Below are 19586 nucleotides of genomic sequence, written 5' to 3'. Positions count from 1 at the left end.
GGAATTGGTAAGCGATCATGTTTGGTAAAAGAGGCAGCGACGACGGCAACCGGACCATTCCGGAATTCCGTCAGCCAGCACCCGCACCTGCTGCGCCGGCGGCCGCAAACCCTGTGGAAGCGGCTGTAACTGCCAGGTCGGCGGCGCTGCCGCCATCCGGCGCGCCTGCCGCGCCGGCGGTTCGCCGTGCGGTCGAGCCGCCGCCATTGGCCCCGGAGCCGAAAAGTATCCAGCGCCAAAAGAGCGAAACCTACTACGACACCAAAAGCCAGGTCTTCGCCGCACTCATCGATACGATAGATCTGTCGCAGCTCGCCAAACTCGATCCCGAAAGCGCGCGCGAGGAAATCCGCGACATTGTCAACGACATCATCGCGATCAAGAATTTCGCGATGTCCATCGCCGAGCAGGAAGAGCTTCTCGAGGATATCTGCAACGACGTTTTAGGCTACGGGCCGCTGGAGCCACTGCTTGCCCGCGACGATATTGCCGACATCATGGTCAATGGCTCCAAGAACGTCTACATCGAAGTCAACGGCAAGGTCGAGCAGACCGGCATCCGTTTCCGCGACAACCAGCAGCTCCTCAACATCTGCCAGCGTATCGTCAGCCAGGTTGGCCGCCGCGTCGATGAATCAAGCCCGATCTGCGATGCGCGTCTTCCTGATGGCTCCCGTGTCAACGTCATCGCACCGCCCCTGGCTATCGACGGCACCGCACTTACCATCCGCAAGTTCAAGAAGGACAAGCTAACGCTCGACCAGCTGGTCAAGTTCGGCTCGATTTCTCCGCAAGGGGCCGAGATTCTCAAGATCATCGGGCGTGTCCGCTGCAATATTGTCATCTCGGGCGGTACCGGCTCAGGCAAGACGACGCTGCTCAATTGCCTGACCAACTATATCGACCGCGAAGAACGCGTCATCACCTGCGAGGACTCAGCTGAGCTGCAATTGCAGCAGCCGCATGTGGTGCGTCTCGAAACCCGTCCGCCCAACCTCGAAGGCGAGGGCGAAGTGACCATGCGCGACCTGGTCAAGAACTGTCTGCGCATGCGCCCCGAACGTATTATCGTCGGCGAAGTGCGCGGACCCGAAGTGTTCGACCTGCTGCAGGCGATGAACACCGGCCATGACGGCTCGATGGGAACGATCCATTCGAACAGCCCGCGCGAATGCCTCAACCGTATAGAGTCGATGATCGCCATGGGCGGCTACACGCTGCCGCAAAAAACCGTGCGCGAAATCGTCGTCGGCTCCGTCGACGTAATCATACAGGCTGCACGCCTGCGCGACGGATCGCGGCGTATCACCCACATCACCGAGGTGATCGGCATGGAAGGCGACGTCATCATCACCCAGGACATCGTTCTCTATAACATCAAGGGCGAGGACGCGAACGGCAGGCTGCTGGGCGAGCACGTGTCGACTGGCATCGGCCGTCCGCATTTCTGGGAGCGCGCCCGCTACTACGGTGAGGAGCAGCGCCTCGCGGTTGCGCTCGAGGCGATGGAGAAACGCGCTGATTGATCCGTCTGGAAGCGTGGGGGCCAGGGTCGATGTTCGGAATTGACGGCACCGTATTGGCATTCGTCGTGCTCGCCGGCTTCAGCGCCGGCGCTGTGGCCTATGCTTTCCTGTTCAACCGGATCAGCACCGAGAAGCAGGTCGGCAAGCGGCTTGAATCGATCAAGACCGCCGAGACGGATCGTTCCGTCGTCAAGGCGTCGCGCGATCGCGTGGCGGAAGCGGCCAAGCGTCGCAAGTCCGTCCAGGATTCGCTGAAGGATCTCGATCAAAAGCAAAAGTCCAATCAGAGCCTGGTCAAGAAACCACCGCTGAAGATCCAAATCCGTCAGGCCGGCATGAAGATCTCGCTTGAGCGCTTCTATGTCTACTCGGCGGTCTGCGGCGTCGTCTTGACGGCTCTTGTCTATTTCATCGGCGCACCGTTGCTGGTTTTGCCGGCTGCGCTGCTGGTCGGCGTCTTGGGTCTGCCCCGCTGGTTCGTCTCGTTTCGCCGCGCGCACCGCGTCAAGGCGTTCCTCAACGAATTTCCGAACGCGCTCGATATCATTGTGCGTGCGGTAAAATCCGGCCTGCCGCTGAACGATGCCGTGCGCCTGATCGCCAACGAATCCCCCGAGCCGGTCAAGACCGAGTTCCGCCGCATCGTCGATTCGCAGCAAATGGGTTTGTCGATCCCCGACGCGGCCATGCGCATGCCAGAAACGATGCCGTGCACCGAGGCGAGCTTCTTCGGCATCGTCATCCAGATCCAGTCTCAGGCCGGCGGCAATCTTTCCGAAGCGCTGGGCAATCTTTCGCGCGTGCTTCGCGACCGCAAGAAAATGAAAGCCAAGGTCCAGGCATTGTCCATGGAAGCCAAGGCATCCGCCGTGATCATCGGCGCGTTGCCTTTCGTCGTCGCCTTTCTCGTCTATTTGACGAGCCCGAACTACATCATGCCCCTCTTCATCACCAGCACCGGCCATCTGATCCTCGGTTGTTCCGGCATCTGGATGTCGATGGGCGTCCTGGTAATGCGCAAGATGATGAATTTCGAAGTCTAGGACTCGCGTATGACCGATCACGTCATCAGAACTCTCACCGACCCGTCCCTGCTGATCGCACTGCTGGTCGGTATCGCGGTGTTTGCGACCGTCTTCACGCTGCTGCCCGCTTTTGGCGGGAACCAGCTCAAGGCGCGCATGAAATCCGTAGCGCTGGAGCGCGATGAGCTGCGCGCCAAGCAGCGCGCGCGGCTGGCAGTCGAAGCCGACCGCCGCCGCAAGGGCCTGCGCGAAGAACAGTCGGTCGGCATGCGCAATATTGTCGATCGCCTGGATCTCAGGCGTGCGCTGGCGGATGAAGGTACCTTGCAGAAATTGAAAGTGGCGGGTTTTCGCGGGCAAAATCCGCTGACGCGCTTCCTTTTCTTCCGTCTCGTCCTGCCCTTCATCGGCTTTGCATTGGCGGCGGTGTATCTGTTCGTGCTCGGCGGATTGCCCGAGCAGCCGCTTTTCGTGAAGCTGTTCGTGTGCATCGTGGTAGCCTATGCGGGATTCTACGCGCCCGTGCTCTACGTCAACAACCGCGCTACCAAGCGCAAGCAATCGATTCAGATGGCGTGGCCGGACGCGCTCGACCTGTTGCTGATATGCGTCGAGTCCGGCATGTCGGTGGAAGCGGCGCTTCGCAAGGTCGCCGATGAGATCGGCGCGCAATCGGTGGCATTGGCGGAAGAATTCATCCTGACAAACGCCGAGCTTTCCTATCTGCAGGAGCGCAAGCAGGCCTACGAGAACCTTGCAAGCCGAACTGGCCTGGAATCCGTCAGGTCGGTGTCCCAGGCGTTGGTTCAGGCCGAGCGCTACGGCACGCCCGTGGCGCATGCGTTGCGGGTGCTTGCCAGTGAGAGCCGCGACATGCGCATGAATGCCGCCGAGAAGAAGGCGGCCGCGCTGCCGCCGAAGCTCACCGTGCCGATGATCCTGTTCTTCCTGCCGGTGCTGTTCGCCATTATTCTGGGTCCCGCCGGCATCCAGGTGAGCCAGCGCGGCATCTTTGGCGACCAGCCGAAATCCAGCAGCGAGTAGCGCCAGCGGCGTTGCCAGAAACGCTGATACGATTCAGAGCCACGCTGCCGGTGCAGCGCGGCTCTTTGCGTTAGACATGTTGCGGAATTCGCGCGCCGGTTCGGCGCTCGAAGCGGTCAGTTGGTGGCGGGCTTTGCCTTGTCCTGGTCCTTGAGCTGGCTCCAGGCATTCTGCTGCGCCAGCATCTGGCGAAGGTAAGCGACGTTAGCCTGCGCCTGATCCTGCGACAGCTCTTGCGAGGCGATCTTCTCGGCCTCGTCGAAACGGCCTTGCAGACCGACGACCAGCGCAAGGTTCTGGCGGACGCGGCTATCTGCATTCGGCTGCTGGGCGGCTGAGCGCATATAGGTTTCGGCCGTGCGCAAATCACCTTCCAGCACGTACGACATGCCGAGATTGGAAAGGATCGACGGTTCGTTTGGCCTGAGATCCAACGCCTTGCGATAGCCTTGGCGCGCCTCGTCCTTTTGGCCGAGCTGGTCGAGAATGGCAGCTTCCGCCGACACCAGTTTCCAATCAGGATATTCAGGGGTCTGCGCGCGGCGCACGGCATCGAGAGCCGGTTCGAACTGTCCGTTGGCGGCAAGCGCCTTGCCATAGGCGGCGAGCACGTCGCGGTCCTTCGGCAGGGCGATCGCCAGCTTGCGCATCACCGCAAGCGATTGGTCTGCGTCGCCGTCCATCTGCAGCGCCGCGGCATAATTTGTCGCGATCCGCTTGTCGCTGGGGTTTTTCGAATAGGACTGGCCAAGCGCCATCGTAGCGTTGTGCAGTTCGCCCGCCGACATTGTTTCCAGCGGCTTGCCGCTTGGACGAGAAATCGAGCCAGTCGTCAATTTGCTGGTTCCGCAGCCAGCGACGCCTGCGGCAAGCGCCATCATCAACGCCGTGCTGATCAGCCTATTTGCGCTGGCGTTCATCCTGCGGTTGGTCGGCATCGGCACCAGGGCTCCGTTCATGCGCGTGACCATTTGCGAGGTCATCTTTCCTCCCGCAGAAATATTCTGTTAACCCTAACGGAGAGTTAAGAAACGTCGACTCGGAAGCCGGAGGCCAGCGAATGCCTGTCGAACTCGTCGAGAAAGAATTGAGCAATGCGCTGCCGGTCCATCTGGTGGCGAAGGATGCTCTGGCGGCGTCGGGCCTTGCGCCATCCTCGGTCGCCTGGGCCAAGGCCAACGGCTTTTCCGGCGAGGCCGGCAGGACGCTCATCGTGCCTGGCGACAACGGCGCGATTGCCGGAGCCCTGTTCGGCACCGGTGATGGCGAGGGCGCACTGGCCATCGGCGCACTAGCGAGAGCCTTGCCCGAAGGCGAGTGGCATTTTGCGTCCGCACCGGCCAAGCCGGAGCTTACGGCACTCGCCGTGGCGCTCGGCGGCTATGTCTTCACCCGCTACGGCAAGAAGCCAGGCAAGACGCTTCGCCTCGCGCTGCCGGCAGGCACCGACGCCGCCCGCATCCGCCGCCTCGCCGATGGCATTTTCCTGGCGCGCGATCTGGTTAACACGCCGACCAGCGATATGGGCCCCGGGCAGTTGGAGAAGGCCGCCCGGACCTTGGCCGCGACGCACAAGGCCGAAATATCGGTGACCAAAGGCGACGATCTTCTTACCGCCAACTTTCCGATGATCCACGCCGTCGGTCGGGCTTCTGCCGACGCGCCACGCCTGATCGACATGATTTGGGGGCCGAACAATGCCCCCAAGATAACGCTGGTCGGCAAGGGCGTCTGCTTCGATACAGGCGGTCTCGACATCAAGCCGTCCTCGGGCATGCTTTTGATGAAGAAGGACATGGGTGGCGCTGCCAACGTGCTGGGTCTCGCTTCCATGATCATGGCCACCGGGTTGAAGGTTCGGCTGCGCGTGCTCATCCCGGCTGTCGAGAATTCGATAGCCGGCAATGCCTTCCGGCCAGGCGACGTGCTGGTGAGCCGCAAGGGCATCACCGTCGAAATCGGCAACACCGACGCCGAAGGGCGGCTGGTGCTCGCCGATGCCCTGGCCTTGGCCGATGACGAAGAGCCGCAGATGCTGGTCGATATGGCGACGCTGACAGGCGCTGCCCGTGTTGCGCTCGGTCCCGACCTGCCGCCGTTCTACACCGGTGACGAGGCGCTTGCATCCGAGCTGGCGGACGCCTCCGTTGCGGTCGAGGATCCGCTATGGCGCATGCCGTTGTGGAAGCCCTATGACGCCAAGCTGGCGTCGAAGGTGGCCAACATCAACAACGTCACGTCGGACGGTTTCGCCGGCTCGATCACCGCGGCGCTTTTCCTGAAGCGCTTCGTCGAAAAGACCGCCGGCTGGGCGCATGTCGACATCTTCGCCTGGAACCCGTTCGACCGCCCGCACGGCCTTGCGGGTGGCGAAGCGCAAGGCATCCGGGCGCTGGAGCAGGTCATTTCGAACCGCTACGGCTGATTCTAGGACATAGCCGACGAAGGTATTGACTGAAACGGAACCGAAACAATTTTCCGACATGCTGGACGGATGTCGATTATCATGCGTCCAAGCCAAGCGTTGCGACTATGGCAACAGGTGGTGCTGTCGGAGGTGCGCGACGACGCGCCCGATCTCACCATGCGCCAGACGGCGATCCTGTTCACCATCTATCTCGATCCGCCGCCACACACGGTGCGGGGGTTAGCCGCCCGCCTCAACGTCACCAAGCCGGTGATCACCCGTGCGCTCGATACGATGGGGGCGCTGAAACTGGTGTCGCGCCATCGCGACGAGCTCGACAAGCGCAACGTGCTGGTCAGGCGTACAGTCGAAGGCGCGCTCTTTGTCGAGCGCTTTGGCGATGTTATCATTGCCAGAGCCCAAGAGTTGCCCATTTGAACGAGTTGCCGATTTGACCGCCAGCGATGCCCGCCTCCATGCCTTCCGCTCCGATCTCGCCGACGCCAGGCTGAAAGGCGAGGTTTCCGCCGACCGTTTCGTCGCCGGCCGGCCGGCTCGCATATCAGCCTCCGTGGCCGATGTCCGCAAGGCTCCGCGCCCGGATGCCGGCGTCGATACCCAGCTTCTGTTCGGCGAAGACGTCCTCGTCTTCGAGGACGTTGAGGGCTGGGCCTGGATACAGGCCGAGCGCGACGGCTATGTCGGCTATGTCGCCGACACTGTGCTGGGCGGTCGGGACCATGCGCCCACGCATGTTGTCTCGGTGCCGCGCACTTTCCTCTATCCGGGACCGGATTTGCGGTTCCCGATCAGCGGGCAACTCTCGATGGGATCGGCGGTAACAGTGAAAGGCGCGGCTGAAACACGCCGCACGTACTATGCTCTGCTGCCATCCGGCGAGGCGGTCATATCTGACCATCTCAGGCCTGTCGCCGAGGTTGCCCCCGACTACGTCGCGGTCGCCGAGGCGTTTCTCGGCACGCCCTATCTGTGGGGCGGCGTTTCCGGCTTCGGCATCGATTGTTCCGGTCTCGTGCAACTTGCAATGCACATGGCTGGCAGGCAAGTGCTGCGCGACACCGACATGCAGGCGGCGACCGTCGGCGAGCCGCTCGAACCCGGGCCGGATTTTGCCGGGTTGCGGCGCGGCGACCTGGTCTTCTGGAAAGGCCACGTCGCGATCATGACGGATCCGGAGACCATGATCCACGCCAACGGCCACACCATGCTGGTGTCGCGTGAAGGACTGGGGGAGGCGGTCGCCCGTATCGGCTATCTCTATGGCGGACCGACCGGGTTTCGCCGGCCGTAACGCGAATCGATCACCTTTTGTTCTGATTCTGCTTGGCGATTGCGCGTCGCCGCGCTACCTCTGGCGCGTGACAGAGCAGCCGCGCCTTGCCCAACAGAATGCCGCCGTCGTCCTGCCCCAGCCATTCGTCAAATGGTTTGCGGAAAAGGGCTGGTCGCCGCGCGCCCACCAGATCGATTTGCTGGCCAAAGCCCAGGGTGGGCAGTCGGTATTGCTGATCGCCCCGACCGGCGCCGGCAAGACGCTGGCCGGGTTCTTGCCATCGCTGACCGAACTGGCCGGCCGACCGAGGAGAAGGCCGGGGCAGGCGCATCGAGGCATCCACACACTCTACATCTCGCCGCTGAAGGCGCTGGCCGTCGACATCGAGCGCAATCTCGGCAAACCCGTCGAAGAAATCGGGCTGCCGGTCACCGTCGAGACGCGCACCGGCGACACGCCCGCACACAAGCGCCAGCGGCAGAAGCTGGCGCCGCCCGACATTCTCCTGACCACGCCCGAGCAATTGGCGCTGCTGATTGCCGCGCCCGATGCCAGGCGCTTCTTCGAGGACCTGCGCTATGTCGTGCTCGACGAATTGCATTCGCTGGTGACCTCGAAGCGCGGGCATCTCCTGTCGCTCGGGCTGGCCCGGCTGCGCTCGTTTATGCCCGCCCTGCAGACGATAGGCCTGTCGGCGACGGTCGCCGAGCCTGACGAATTGCGGCGCTGGCTGGTCAGCCAGAATCCACCGGGGCCGATGGCCGAACTGATCGTCGTCACTGGCGGCGCCAAGCCCGACATCTCCATTCTCGATTCGGAGGAGCGCGTGCCGTGGGCGGGACATTCGGCCCGCTACGCAACGCCGGAAATCTACAACGAGATCAAGCGCCACAAGACAACCCTGCTGTTCGTCAACACGCGCAGCCAGGCGGAGTTGCTGTTCCAGGAGTTGTGGCGGGTCAACGAGGAGACCTTGCCGATCGCGCTGCATCACGGCTCGCTCGACGTCGCGCAGCGCCGGCGTGTCGAAAAGGCAATGGGCGAGAACGCCCTGCGCGCCATCGTCGCCACGTCGACGCTCGACCTCGGCATCGACTGGGGCGATGTCGACCTGGTCGTCCATGTCGGCGCGCCGAAAGGTGCCAGCCGGCTGGCGCAGCGCATCGGCCGTGCCAACCACCGTATGGACGAGCCGTCCAAGGCGATCCTGATACCGGCCAACCGCTTCGAGGTGCTGGAATGCAGGGCGGCGCTCGACGCCAATTATCTCGGTGCCCAGGATACGCCGCCGCTGGTCGATGGCGGGCTCGACGTCCTGGCGCAGCACGTGCTGGGCTGTGCCTGCGGTGCGCCGTTCCATGCCGATGCGCTGTTCGAGGAGGTGCGGACGGCAGCACCCTATGCCGATCTCGATCGCCCGACATTCGATCGCGTCATCGATTTCGTCGCCACTGGCGGCTATGCGCTAAAGAACTACGAGCGCTATGCCCGCATCCGGTTGAACAAGGACGGACTGTGGCGGGTCTCAAATCCTCGCGTCGCCCAGCAATACCGGCTCAACGTCGGCACCATCATCGAAGTGCCGGCGCTCAACGTCCGCTACGTCCAGGCCGGCAGCAGAGGCGCGGCTTCGCGTGGCGGCCGGGTTCTGGGCAAGATCGAGGAGGCGTTCCTCGAAACGCTGACGCATGGCGACACCTTCATGTTCGCCGGCAAGGTGCTGCGCTTCGAAGGTATCCGCGAGAATGAGTGCTTTGTCTCGAATGCACCCGGCAGCGACGCCAAGGTGCCGTATTACGGTGGTGGCAAATTCCCGCTTTCGACGTACCTGGCCGAACAGGTCCGCGCCATGCTGGACGATCCGCAGCGCTGGAAGAAGCTGCCGGAGCAGGTCGCCGACTGGCTACGCTTCCAGGCCGACAAGTCGGTGCTGCCGAAACGCGACGATCTGCTGATCGAGACCTTTTCGCGCGGCAACCGCCACTATCTGGTGGCCTATCCGTTCGAGGGCAGGCTGGCGCACCAGACGCTCGGCATGCTGCTCACCCGCCGCCTCGACAGGGGGGGAGCCAAGCCGCTCGGCTTCGTCGCCACCGACTATGCGCTTGCCATATGGTCGCTGGCCGATATGGGCCATATGTTCAGGGCGAAGAAACCGTCGCTGGCTGCGCTATTCGATCAGGACATGCTGGGCGACGACCTCGAAGCCTGGCTCGCCGGCAGTTGGTTGTTGAAGCGCACCTTTCGCAATTGCGCGCTGATCTCGGGATTGATCGAGAAACGCCACCCGGGGCAGGAGAAGAGCGGCCGCCAGGTAACCGTGTCGACGGATCTCATCTACGACGTGCTGCGCAGCCACGAGCCCGACCATATCCTTTTGCAGGCGACGCGTGCCGATGCCGCGACCGGTCTCTTGGATGTCAGCAGACTTGCCGAGATGCTCTCGCGCGTCCAAGGTCGAATCATGCATAAGAACCTCGAGCAGATATCGCCGCTCGCCGTGCCGATCATGCTCGAGATCGGCAAAATGCCGGTGCACGGCGAGGCCGATGACACGCTGCTGATGGATGCAGCCACGCTGGTCGAGGAGGCCATGGGGACGAAATGACTGTCGCGCTGGCCATGGCTGCGCCTCTGGCGGATGCGGGCGCTGTCCGTATCGCCGGCGAACGCGCGATCTGCGACCGTCGCGGCGTGCTCTATTTTCCCGAATTCCGGCTTCTGACCGTATCCGACCTGCATCTGGAAAAAGGCTCATCACTGGCCAGGCGCGGCACGCTGGTCCCACCTTACGACACCGGTGCGACGTTGCTCCGGCTACAGGCGGTGATCGCCGATTATCAGCCTGCGATCGTTATCAGCCTGGGCGACAGTTTTCACGATGGCGGCGGCGCCGCACGTATGCACGCGAGCTTTCGCCAAAGGCTGGAAGGGCTGATGGTCGGGCGCGACTGGTTCTGGGTCGCCGGCAATCATGATCCAGAAGCGCCGGCCGACTTGCCAGGCGAGACCGTGCGCGAGCTGGCCATAGGCTCGCTACTCTTCCGGCACGAGCCTTCGGCGGTGAGAGTGGAAGGCGAGATATCAGGCCACCTGCATCCTTGCGCCCGCATCGTGCAGCAAGGCCGTTCGGTGCGGCGTCGTTGCTTTGCCGGCGATGGCGGCCGCATGATCATGCCGGCTTTCGGCGCCTATACCGGCTCGCTCAACGTGCTCGATCGCGCCTATGCCGGGCTGTTCCGCCGCGAAACGCTGATGGCCTATATGCTTGGCACAGAGCGCATTTTCGCGATTTCCCACGCGATGCTCAGGCCGGGCTGAACCTACCTGCCGTAGTACAAAGTGACCGTGTGCTTGGCCTCGGCGAAGAACAGCCAGCGCTCGACCAGCATTCCGGCGAGTTGGGCGATTGCGGCGAGTATCGACAGTGCTGCCGCATAGGGCCACGGCAAGGCGAACGCCGCGACCAGCAGCAACGCGGGCAAAGCAAAGGCCAGCACCTGCGTGATCTGGCGGAGTTTAGCGCTGTGCTTGCGCGCAATGCGAAAGCCCATCTCCTTGAGCAGATAGTTTTCCTCGGTATGCGGCCATTCCAGCGACCGCACCGTGCCGCCGGAAAGCCCGGTTGCGGTGTTGGCATTGGTCGGGATCTCCAGCCTGTCATTGTATCGCCAGGTCGCCAGCTTCAAACCCCAGCCGAGCGCGGTCAGCAACAGGGCAGCCGCCAGAAGCATATTCGAGCCTGCGGCAAATCCCTGCAGCAGGGCGTTGAGCAGTACGCTGCCGGTCATCGCCGAAAAGACCAGGTAGGCGGGCAGGGTGAAGCGGCTGTGCCACTGGGCAATCGGCTTCAACGACGCGTAGATCATGCCGGTGGTGCAGACGGTTGCGACCGCGCCGATGGCAGCGAGCAGCCCGGCGACAGCCGCCCAGCCGCTCGTACGGCCGAGGACCACCCAGCCAATACCGAACAACCCCGCCGGCACGAAGGTGGCGACCGAGGCAACACCTTCGCGCGACAGCCATGAGCTACGCCATTGCGAGAAGGCACGCCAGGCGCGTTCGGGCCGGCCGAGATGGCCGGCCGACGACAGCAGGCCTGTCGAGATCAGGCCAAGCGCCAGCCCCATGCCGGTGAGGCCAAGCCAGAAATCGGGCGGGATAAAGCCCTGTCCGGCGAGCACGCCAAGCAGCGCGAGCAGGCCGTAACCGGCGCCCGTGGCCGTGGTGAAAAAGACGACGGAGAAGGCTGGATGCATGAAGGCACGGGTCAGTTCGAAAGCATGCGGTCGACCCAGCCGAGGAAGCCGCCTTCAGCCTGCACCGCTTCAAGCGCTGGCGCCGGCACCGATGCGGCGCGGGTGGTGTGGGCACGTGGCGGCAGATATTTGTTGGTCGGCTTATAGCCCATTTCCGGCATCAGATCGACACCGCCGCGCTCGGCCACCAGTTGCGAGATAGCGGATGCCGGATCGCCCAGATCACCAAAATGCCGCGCGCTGGTCGGGCAAGCAGCGACGCAGGCGGGCACGCGATCTTCTTCCGCCAGATTGTCGTTGTAGATGCGGTCGACGCACAACGTGCATTTCTTCATCACGCCGACATTGGTGTCGAATTCGCGCGCTCCGTAGGGACAGGCCCAGCTGCACAGTTTGCAGCCGATGCATTTGTCCTCGTCGACCAGCACGATGCCATCCGACGCCCGCTTGTAGGAGGCGCCGGTCGGGCAGACCGTGACGCACGCCGGCGTCTCGCAGTGCAGGCAGGAGCGTGGGAAATTGACCGTGCGCCCACCCATCTCGGTCATGTGCTCATAACTGTGCACGCGGTTGAACCAGACGCCGTCGACATTGCCGCCATAGGGGTCGATGTCGGTCAGCGGCGCCATGTGGCCGCCGGTGTTCCATTCCTTGCAGGCGGTAACGCAGGCCTGGCAGCCGACGCAGGTGTCGAGATCGATGACAAGGCCGAGCTTCTTGTCGGTGTGGGTGGGAAGGCAAGTCATTTGGCAGCTTCTCTTTCCCGACGGAATTCGGCGCCGAAACTAAGCTTATCGGGCGGGGGTTCAAAATGCGGCGGCTGTCGGAACCGCTCGAACTGCGGTTCGGTGAAGCCTGCTTCCTCGTCTGCGCATTTGACGATGCGCACGCGCAGGTCGAACCATGCCGCCTGGCCGGTGACAGGATCGGAATTCGAATAATGTTTGCCATTCGCATCGGCAGAGGTCTGGTCGCCGATGATGTGGTTGAGTAGAAAGCCGCGATTGGATTCGGCCGCCTCATCCTTCAGCCCCCAGCTGCCGCGACGCTTGCCGATCGCATTCCAGGTCCACACCGTATTGGCGTTGACGCCGTCGACCAGCTTGATCTGTCCTTTGACCTTGCCGTTGATGCTCTCGATCCACACCCAGTCATCATCGACAAGCCCGAGGCTGGCGGCGGTCCGATTGTGCACGAACAGCCGGTTCTGGCTGGTGATCTGCCTTAGCCACGCATTCTGCCCGCCCCAGGAATGGTACATGTGCATCGGCCGCTGCGTCAGCGCGTGGAGCGGATAGGCTTGGCTATCGACGGCAGCCTCTTCGAAGGGCGCGTACCAGAACGGCAGCGGATCCATATAGGTCTCGATACGGCCGCGCTCCGCCTCCGGCGGCAGCACCCCGCCATGGCCGCGCGCCGCAAGGCGAAAGCGCTGCATCGGCTCCGAATAGAGTTGGAAGACGATCGGCTCGGCCTTCGGCATGAAGCCCATGCTCTCAGCGAATTCGAGATACGAGCGGTTGGCCATCTTGTAGTAGCGCTGATCGGCGGCGAAGTCCTGGTGCCAGAAGCCGCCATTGTCGATGTAGCGCTGCAACTGGTCGGGATTGACCTCGCCCTTGCCGACCGAGGCCCCGTCCTTGCCGCGCCAGCCGGCGAGCGGACCGACATCTGGCGTGCGCTCGTGATTGACGATGTAGTCGGCATAATCGCGGTATTTGGCGGAACCATCGTCATCGACGAAGCCGGGCAGGCTTAGCCGCGCGCCGAGTTCGATCAGCACCGTCTGGAACGGCCTGACGTCGCGATCCGGCTCGACAACGGGATGGCGGATAGCGTCGCCCGGCCCGTCGGCGTGGCTGATCGGGCGGTCGAGCAGACTGATACAGTCATGCCGCTCGAGATAGGTGGTGTCCGGCAACACCAGATCGGCAAAAGGCACGGTCTCGGAATAATAAGCGTCGGAATAGATGATGAACGGGATCTTGTACTCACCTGACTCATCGATATCGGTCAGCATTGCCATCGTATCGACGGTGTTCATCGACGAGTTCCAAGCCATGTTGGACATGTACATGAACAGAGTGTCGATCGTGTAGGGATCGCCGGCCCAGGCGTTGCGGATAACCGTGTGCATGAGCCCGTGTGCGGCCAGCGGCGCATCCCAGGAGTAGGCCTTGTCGATACGAATGGGCTTGCCGGCTTCATCGATCAGCAGGTCCCCCGGTCCGCTGACGAAGCCGAGCGGCATGCCCTCGAGCGGCGTCATCGGCTTCACATTCTTGCCGGCTGGCTTGGGACCCGGCGGCGCGGACCGCGGATAAGGCGGCTTGAAGCGGAAGCCGCCCGGCACGTCCACCGTGCCGAGAAGCACCTGAAGCAGATGAATGGCCCGGCAAGAGTGAAAACCGTTCGAATGGGCCGAGATGCCGCGCATCGCATGCATCGACACCGGCCGACCCTTGATGGTCTCGTGCCGGCGGCCAGCCCAGTCCGTCCAGGCCACCGGCAGTTCGATTTGCTGTTCGAAGGCGACATGGGCGAGTTCTGCGGCAATGCGTCGGATGGTGTCGGCGGAGATGCCGCACCGGTCAGCGACGGCGTCCGGTGAATAGCTCTCGTCCAGATAACGGTCGGCGACGAGTTGGAAGACCGGCACGCAGCGGCGGCCGTCGACGAGAAAGCTGCCGGTCAATGCGGGCTTCGCGTCGGCATCGCCGGCGTCGACAGGCGTCTTCGCCACCCTGTCCCAAGCCTGCGGATTGCCGTCGCCATTGCGCATGAACAGCCCGTCATCGACAGCTCCAGGCTCCTGAACGACCAGGATGTGGGCATTGGTGTAGCGCAAGAGGTACTCGAGATCGATGCGGCCAGCCTTCAGCAATTCATGGATGAGGGCGAATACGAACAGGCCGTCGGTGCCGGGCCGGATGCCGATCCAGTCGTCGGCAATTGCATTATAGCCGGTGCGGCAGGGATTGATTGAAACCACCTTGGCGCCGCGCGCTTTGAGCTTGCCGAGGCCGATCTTGATCGGATTGGAATCATGGTCTTCGGCAACCCCGAACAGCATGAAATACTTGGTGTTGTCCCAGTCGGGCTCGCCGAACTCCCAGAACGAACCGCCAATCGTGTAGAGGCCGCCGGCTGCCATGTTCACCGAGCAGAAACCGCCATGGGCCGCGAAGTTCGGCGTGCCGAACTGGCTCGCCCACCAGCCGGTCAGCGATTGCGACTGGTCGCGCCCGGTGAAGAAGGCAAGTTTCTTCGGATCGGTTCGGCGGATGTTCGAAAGCCGTTCTGTCGCGATCGACAAGGCTTCCTCCCACTCGATTTCGCGGAACTCACCCGAGCCGCGCGGGCCGGTGCGCAGTAGCGGCTTCTTCAGCCGGGCCGGGCTGTAATGCTGCATGATGCCGGCGCTGCCCTTGCCGCACAGCACACCGCGGTTGACCGGGTGATCCTTGTTGCCGTTGATGTAGCGGACCTTGCCGTCCTTGATATGGACGTCGATGCCGCAGCGGCAGGCGCACATATAGCAGGTGGTCTTGGCGATGCTGTCGGAGACATCAGGCGAAGTATCGACGCCGTCGCCTTCAGCGGGGGCGCGCGTATCGGCAAGCGGCCGTTGTGATGGTGCCGAATTGGCTCCGCGCAGCAGGTTGTTGGTCATGATCCGGTGATGCTCTTGCGCTCCGCGAACTTGGCTCTCGTCTTCGGGCCGGGGCCGCGCATGTAATGCTCTTCCGGCCGATAGCGTTCACCCAAGAGCCGCCGCCGCAGGCTGCGGGTCCAGTGCGCAAACACCGATTTGAACCGCCCCACCAATTCTACCCTCGACTGCTCTGGCGCGACTTTTTTCCAATTTCGGGCCAAAATTTAGAACAAAGCAACCGATCCGTCTAACAACTTGCTCTTGTAATTCCAATCGGATTTGCTTCTTAGTGTCGGAATGACCCTGGACCAGTTGCGGATCTTCGTCGCCGTCGCCGAACGGGCGCACATGACCAAAGCGGCCGAGTTGCTGGGCATCTCACAGTCGGCCGCATCCGCCGCGATCCGCTCGCTCGAACAGCAGCATGGCGTCCAGTTGTTCAACCGCGTCGGCCGCAGCATCGAGCTTGCCGAAACCGGACGCCGATTCTTGCCCGAGGCCAAGGCGGTCCTCGAGCGGGCTGCGGCCGCCCACAATGTGCTGGAGAATGTCTCGCAAACAATATCAGGCAGTCTCTCGATCGCTGCCAGCCAGACCATCGCCAGCTATTGGCTGCCGCGCCGGCTCGCCTCTTTCCACGAAGCCTATCCTGCCGTCAGGCTGAGCGTGAGCATTGGCAACACCAGGCAGGTCGAGACCTATGTACTTGATGGCGCAGCCGATTTTGGCCTGGTCGAGGGGCGCACCGAATCCGACATTTTGCGGCGTGCCAAGGTCGATATCGATCGCATGATGCTGGTCGTGGCGCGCTCGCACCCTGAGATCGCGGAAGTTTCGCCTGGACATCCCGACCTTGGTGGGCTTCGCTGGATCATTCGCGAAGGCGGGTCGGGCACGCGCGAGGCGCTGGAGGACCTTGCCCGACGCGACGGGATTTCGTTCGCGGACCTGCAGATATTCCTGGTATTGCCGAGCAATGAGGCTATTCGCCAGGCGGTCGAGGCCGGCGCCGGCGCCAGCATCATCTCGGAACTCGTCGTCGCGCGCGCGGTCGCCGAAGGCAGCCTGCGTTCTGTGCCGGTCGATCTGCCGAAGCGCGAATTTGCCATGATCACGCATCGCGACCGGCAGCCAAGCCTGGCCCAGATGGCGCTCAAGGCGCATCTTGGCGGCAAAGCTGACAGATCCGCGCCGCTTTAAGCCGATCAGCCGAACTTCCGCTGCGCATCGAGCGCCAGCCCAAGCCCGACCGAGCCGAACACATCGCCTTCGATTACCGACGCCTGCGGCACCAGCGCCAGGATCTGCTGCCTGGCCAGCGGGATCGCGGTCGATCCGCCGGTCAAGAACACCGCGGTGATATCCGAGGCCTTCACCTGTGCGTCGCGGATGGTCTGCTCGACCGTAGCCGCAACACGCTCAATGTCCCTGGCTATGGTGGCTTCGAGACCCTTGCGCGTGATTTCTGCCGTGAACCTCACCTCCGGCAGCGCGACCTCGACATCGGCCGACGATCGTTCCGTCAGCTCGATCTTGGCCTTTTCGACCAGCGCCGCCAGCGCGTGGCCGTAACGATGCTCGACAATGTGGATGAAGCGGTCGACCAGGTCTGCGCGCTCCGCCTCATAGCGGATCTGGCGCAGATGCGTCATCGCCCTTGCGGTATAGACCAGGTTGATGCGCTGCCACGTCGCCAGGTCGATGAAGTAGCTCGCCGGCAGATTACGCTTGCCATCCGTGGTCGGTGAGAGATGGCCGAGCTGCGGCATCACATGGGCGATGCTCAACAGCCGGTCGAAGTCGGTACCGCCGATGTGGATGCCGCGGCTGGCCAGGATGTCGTCCTTGCGGTCAAGCGAGCGGGCGCGCTCGGGCGAAACCCGCACGATTGAGAAGTCGGACGTGCCGCCGCCCATGTCGACGATCAGCGCCAGTTCCTCGCGCGTCACCTTTTGTTCGTAGTCGAGTGCCGCGGCAATCGGTTCGAACTGGAAGGCGATGTGCTTGAAGCCGTGGGCACGAGCGGCATTTTCGAGTTCGTGCTCGGCCTTGGCGTCGGCCTCGGCATCGTCGTCGACGAACTGCACGGGCCGTCCCAGCACGACGCTGTCGACCGCGTCATGGGCTTCTTCTTCCAGCTTCTTTTTCAGATGGCCGACGAACAGGCCGACAATCTCCATGAAGCCGATCGAGCGCGCCTTGATGCGCGTCTTTTCGTGGGCGAGCGAGCTGCCGAGCACACTCTTCAACGAGCGCATCAGGCGGCCTTCGATACTGTCCGTATAGTTGGCAAGGGCGCGTCGCCCGAAATAGGTGCGGTTGTCCTCGAAATTGAAGAATACCGCACTGGGCAGCGTGACCTGGCCGTCTTCCAACGCCACCAGCCGCGGCTGCCCGTTCCTGACCACGCTTACGGTGGAATTCGAAGTGCCGAAGTCGATCCCGGCGAATGCTGGTCGCATCGTGCGTTCCTGTATTTCTGATTTGGGGAGCAGCAGCTCGTGTCCGGCCGGGCCGGGGGTCGCGGTCTAACCCATACCCTCGGAAAGGGAAACCACTTTTACGAGAGTTCAGTCTTTCCTGAACACCAGTCTTCCGAGCCAGCCGGTCAGCATGGCCAGCGATACGGCAAAGACACCGTAGAGGAAGGAATAGTCGTGCGCGACGCGGAAGATCGACTGTTCGAAACCGGACTTGCGGATTTCGAGCTGGGCGGAGCTTTCCTTGATGAACAGGCCGCTCTTGAACAGGAAGGCGCGGGCCTTATGGGTGCCGACCGGAACGTTTGGGGCGAGCCTGACGGTGGCGCGGAACAGGTTCTGCGACAGGAACTGCACACCGCCGACATTCTCGCTGTAGAGGCCGGTCGCCGCCTTGCGTTCGCGCAGCGCGGCGGTGAACTCCTCGATTGTCGCCGGGCTGTCCTCCGCGTCGGCCGGCTGCAAATAGAGGTTGGAGGCGCCAAGCGACAGCTGCTTGTAGCTGTTCGGATCGGTGACGTCCTGCAGCGGCCGCGTCGTCGCCACCGAATAGGAGACAGGTACGTTTTTGAAGGTCTCCGACTCCAGATTGACCCAGACGCCGAGCACCCGGTCCTTGCGGCGCACGACGACCGGCCGAGCCGGGCCTTCCAGCACGACGATCACGTCGTAGCGCCCTTGCCGTGCGACAAGCGGATCGGCATTTTCCAGTGAGCCGAAAATGGTCAGGTCGGCGCCGGAAAAGCCGGCGGTAATCGAGACATTGTCGGTGGAAAGGCCGATCTGGATGTTTTCGGTTAGTGGCACCTGCGCCTTCGCCGGTGGCGCAGCAGCCAGCAGCGACAGCAAGGCGGCGGCCGCGAGCGTCCTTAGGCCGGCCATCAGCTCAGGCCCACGCCGGACAGAGAATAGAGATTGGGCGGCGTGACGAAAAGATCGATGGCAAGCCGGATGGCTACCGCCAGCACGAGCAGCGCCAGCAGCGCCCTGAGTTGCTCGCCCCGCAGCCTCTGACCAGCCTTGGCGCCATATTGCGCGCCGGCGACGCCGCCTGCCATCAACAGGAAGGCGAGCATGACGTCGACCGTCTGGTTGGTGGTGGCGTGGACCAGCGTGGTGTAAGCCGAGGTGAAGATGATCTGGAACAGCGAGGTGCCTATGACGACGTTGGTCGGCACTTTCAAAAGGTAGATCAGGGCCGGCACCATGATGAAGCCGCCGCCGACGCCCATGATCGAGGACAGGAAGCCAATCGCCGCGCCCAGCCCAAGCACCGGAATGACGCTGACGAAGAGCTTCGAGGCCCTGAACCGCATCTTCAGCGGCAGGCGGTGGATCCAATTATGCTGGCCGGATTTCTTCAACACCGGTGCGGCGCCGCTGCGAGTGGCGCGCAGCGCATTGACGCTCTCGACCAGCATCAGTCCGCCGACGGTGCCGAGCAGCACGACGTAGAGCAGCGAGATGAACAGGTCGAGCTGGCCGAGCCGGCGCAGGAGCGCAAAGACATAGATGCCACCGGTCGAGCCGACGATGCCGCCGGCTAAAAGCACGCCGCCGAGCTTGAAGTCGAGCGTGCCGCGCTTCATGTGCGACAGGGCGCCGGAGAAGGAGGAAGCGATGACCTGGTTGGCGCCGGTGGCGACCGCAATTGCCGGCGGTATGTTGTAGAAGATCAGCAGCGGCGTAATGAGAAAGCCGCCGCCCACGCCGAACATGCCCGACAGGAAACCCACCGCCGCACCCATGGCCAGCAGCACGAAGATGTTGACGGAAATTTCCGCGATCGGGAGATAGATGCCCACCCGTCAGTCTCGATCAGTTTGCCTCCTGGCGAATGCAACCGTTGCGGGCATTTTGCGTCAGAAGGCTATCTCGTTCTTGCGCCGGCCGGGC

The 19586-nt window shown here is 63.0% G+C and carries 16 protein-coding genes; 9 read left to right on the top strand and 7 right to left on the bottom strand.

Annotation, left to right across the window (positions count from 1 at the left end):
* Positions 1-17 precede the first annotated feature (17 nt).
* From NKJ28_RS12305 to NKJ28_RS12295, 3 genes are read left to right on the top strand one after another with little or no spacing between them, the layout of a single operon-like run.
* The gene (locus NKJ28_RS12305) at positions 18-1526 is read left to right on the top strand and encodes a TadA family conjugal transfer-associated ATPase (protein ID WP_352455132.1); all 1509 of its coding nucleotides are present in this window, start codon (positions 18-20) and stop codon (positions 1524-1526) included.
* A gap of 29 nt (positions 1527-1555) precedes the next feature.
* Positions 1556-2569 carry a type II secretion system F family protein gene (locus NKJ28_RS12300; protein ID WP_023676935.1) on the top strand — a complete coding sequence of 338 codons (1014 nt, stop codon included), beginning with the start codon at positions 1556-1558 and terminating at the stop codon, positions 2567-2569.
* 9 nt (positions 2570-2578) lie between these two features.
* Positions 2579-3595 carry a type II secretion system F family protein gene (locus NKJ28_RS12295; protein WP_352635744.1) on the top strand — a complete coding sequence of 339 codons (1017 nt, stop codon included), beginning with the start codon at positions 2579-2581 and terminating at the stop codon, positions 3593-3595.
* Between the two features lie 116 nt (positions 3596-3711).
* Here the strand turns inward: NKJ28_RS12295 and NKJ28_RS12290 are convergent, their stop codons facing one another.
* Positions 3712-4533 (bottom strand): tetratricopeptide repeat protein, encoded by an 822-nt coding sequence (locus NKJ28_RS12290; protein ID WP_023676937.1) that lies wholly within the window; start codon positions 4531-4533, stop codon positions 3712-3714.
* Positions 4534-4655: 122 nt separating this feature from the next.
* Between NKJ28_RS12290 and NKJ28_RS12285 the strand changes: the two genes are divergently transcribed.
* The 5 genes from NKJ28_RS12285 (at position 4656) to pdeM (ending at position 10617) form a co-directional block, all read left to right on the top strand.
* The gene (locus NKJ28_RS12285) at positions 4656-6020 is read left to right on the top strand and encodes a leucyl aminopeptidase family protein (RefSeq protein WP_352455133.1); all 1365 of its coding nucleotides are present in this window, start codon (positions 4656-4658) and stop codon (positions 6018-6020) included.
* A gap of 69 nt (positions 6021-6089) precedes the next feature.
* The gene (locus NKJ28_RS12280) at positions 6090-6440 is read left to right on the top strand and encodes a MarR family winged helix-turn-helix transcriptional regulator (RefSeq protein WP_023676939.1); all 351 of its coding nucleotides are present in this window, start codon (positions 6090-6092) and stop codon (positions 6438-6440) included.
* Positions 6403-7314 (top strand): C40 family peptidase, encoded by a 912-nt coding sequence (locus NKJ28_RS12275; RefSeq protein WP_502896642.1) that lies wholly within the window; start codon positions 6403-6405, stop codon positions 7312-7314. Before NKJ28_RS12280 ends, NKJ28_RS12275 begins: the two co-directional genes overlap by 38 nt.
* Positions 7315-7381: 67 nt before the next feature.
* Positions 7382-9904 (top strand): ligase-associated DNA damage response DEXH box helicase, encoded by a 2523-nt coding sequence (locus tag NKJ28_RS12270; RefSeq protein WP_352635742.1) that lies wholly within the window; start codon positions 7382-7384, stop codon positions 9902-9904.
* The gene (pdeM, locus tag NKJ28_RS12265) at positions 9901-10617 is read left to right on the top strand and encodes a ligase-associated DNA damage response endonuclease PdeM (RefSeq protein ID WP_023676942.1); all 717 of its coding nucleotides are present in this window, start codon (positions 9901-9903) and stop codon (positions 10615-10617) included. The genes NKJ28_RS12270 and pdeM overlap by 4 nt, the downstream gene beginning before the upstream one ends.
* A 2-nt stretch (positions 10618-10619) precedes the next feature.
* Here pdeM and NKJ28_RS12260 read toward each other — a convergent pair whose 3' ends face one another.
* The 3 genes from NKJ28_RS12260 to NKJ28_RS12250 are packed head-to-tail and all read right to left on the bottom strand — an operon-like array spanning position 10620 to position 15228.
* Positions 10620-11555 carry a dimethyl sulfoxide reductase anchor subunit family protein gene (locus tag NKJ28_RS12260; protein WP_023676943.1) on the bottom strand — a complete coding sequence of 312 codons (936 nt, stop codon included), beginning with the start codon at positions 11553-11555 and terminating at the stop codon, positions 10620-10622.
* Between the two features lie 11 nt (positions 11556-11566).
* A complete protein-coding gene (locus NKJ28_RS12255) occupies positions 11567-12301 on the bottom strand; it encodes a 4Fe-4S dicluster domain-containing protein (protein WP_023676944.1) in 735 nt (244 codons plus the stop codon).
* Positions 12298-15228, bottom strand: a complete 2931-nt coding sequence (locus NKJ28_RS12250; RefSeq protein ID WP_352635739.1) for a molybdopterin oxidoreductase family protein — start codon at positions 15226-15228, stop codon at positions 12298-12300. Before NKJ28_RS12250 ends, NKJ28_RS12255 begins: the two co-directional genes overlap by 4 nt.
* 279 nt (positions 15229-15507) lie before the next feature.
* Between NKJ28_RS12250 and NKJ28_RS12245 the strand changes: the two genes are divergently transcribed.
* On the top strand, positions 15508-16410 hold the full coding sequence (locus NKJ28_RS12245) for a LysR substrate-binding domain-containing protein (protein ID WP_352576957.1): 903 nt from the start codon (positions 15508-15510) through the stop codon (positions 16408-16410).
* A gap of 5 nt (positions 16411-16415) precedes the next feature.
* Here NKJ28_RS12245 and NKJ28_RS12240 read toward each other — a convergent pair whose 3' ends face one another.
* The 3 genes from NKJ28_RS12240 to NKJ28_RS12230 all read right to left on the bottom strand — a co-directional run bounded on the left by NKJ28_RS12240 (position 16416) and on the right by NKJ28_RS12230 (position 19495).
* Positions 16416-17672: an Hsp70 family protein gene (locus tag NKJ28_RS12240; RefSeq protein ID WP_352635737.1), complete on the bottom strand. Its 1257-nt coding sequence runs from the start codon at positions 17670-17672 to the stop codon at positions 16416-16418.
* 108 nt (positions 17673-17780) lie between these two features.
* Positions 17781-18572 (bottom strand): TIGR02186 family protein, encoded by a 792-nt coding sequence (locus NKJ28_RS12235; protein ID WP_352576961.1) that lies wholly within the window; start codon positions 18570-18572, stop codon positions 17781-17783.
* Positions 18572-19495 (bottom strand): sulfite exporter TauE/SafE family protein, encoded by a 924-nt coding sequence (locus tag NKJ28_RS12230; RefSeq protein ID WP_023676949.1) that lies wholly within the window; start codon positions 19493-19495, stop codon positions 18572-18574. Before NKJ28_RS12230 ends, NKJ28_RS12235 begins: the two co-directional genes overlap by 1 nt.
* Between the last annotated feature and the right edge of the window lie 91 nt (positions 19496-19586).

The organism is Mesorhizobium sp. M0145 (assembly GCF_040322355.1).
Lineage (GTDB): Bacteria > Pseudomonadota > Alphaproteobacteria > Rhizobiales > Rhizobiaceae > Mesorhizobium.
The sequence above is the reverse complement of the archived record's forward strand: the minus strand, read 5'-3'. Positions and strand labels throughout refer to the sequence as shown.

Coding starts and splice junctions, on each gene's coding strand:
- NKJ28_RS12305 (WP_352455132.1), top strand. CDS start 18: ATGTTTGGTAAAAGAGGCAGCGACGACGGCAACCGGACCATTCCGGAA.
- NKJ28_RS12300 (WP_023676935.1), top strand. CDS start 1,556: ATGTTCGGAATTGACGGCACCGTATTGGCATTCGTCGTGCTCGCCGGC.
- NKJ28_RS12295 (WP_352635744.1), top strand. CDS start 2,579: ATGACCGATCACGTCATCAGAACTCTCACCGACCCGTCCCTGCTGATC.
- NKJ28_RS12290 (WP_023676937.1), bottom strand. CDS start 4,533: ATGCCGACCAACCGCAGGATGAACGCCAGCGCAAATAGGCTGATCAGC.
- NKJ28_RS12285 (WP_352455133.1), top strand. CDS start 4,656: ATGCCTGTCGAACTCGTCGAGAAAGAATTGAGCAATGCGCTGCCGGTC.
- NKJ28_RS12280 (WP_023676939.1), top strand. CDS start 6,090: ATGTCGATTATCATGCGTCCAAGCCAAGCGTTGCGACTATGGCAACAG.
- NKJ28_RS12275 (WP_502896642.1), top strand. CDS start 6,403: ATGTTATCATTGCCAGAGCCCAAGAGTTGCCCATTTGAACGAGTTGCC.
- pdeM (WP_023676942.1), top strand. CDS start 9,901: ATGACTGTCGCGCTGGCCATGGCTGCGCCTCTGGCGGATGCGGGCGCT.
- NKJ28_RS12260 (WP_023676943.1), bottom strand. CDS start 11,555: ATGCATCCAGCCTTCTCCGTCGTCTTTTTCACCACGGCCACGGGCGCC.
- NKJ28_RS12255 (WP_023676944.1), bottom strand. CDS start 12,301: ATGACTTGCCTTCCCACCCACACCGACAAGAAGCTCGGCCTTGTCATC.
- NKJ28_RS12250 (WP_352635739.1), bottom strand. CDS start 15,228: ATGACCAACAACCTGCTGCGCGGAGCCAATTCGGCACCATCACAACGG.
- NKJ28_RS12245 (WP_352576957.1), top strand. CDS start 15,508: ATGACCCTGGACCAGTTGCGGATCTTCGTCGCCGTCGCCGAACGGGCG.
- NKJ28_RS12240 (WP_352635737.1), bottom strand. CDS start 17,672: ATGCGACCAGCATTCGCCGGGATCGACTTCGGCACTTCGAATTCCACC.
- NKJ28_RS12235 (WP_352576961.1), bottom strand. CDS start 18,572: ATGGCCGGCCTAAGGACGCTCGCGGCCGCCGCCTTGCTGTCGCTGCTG.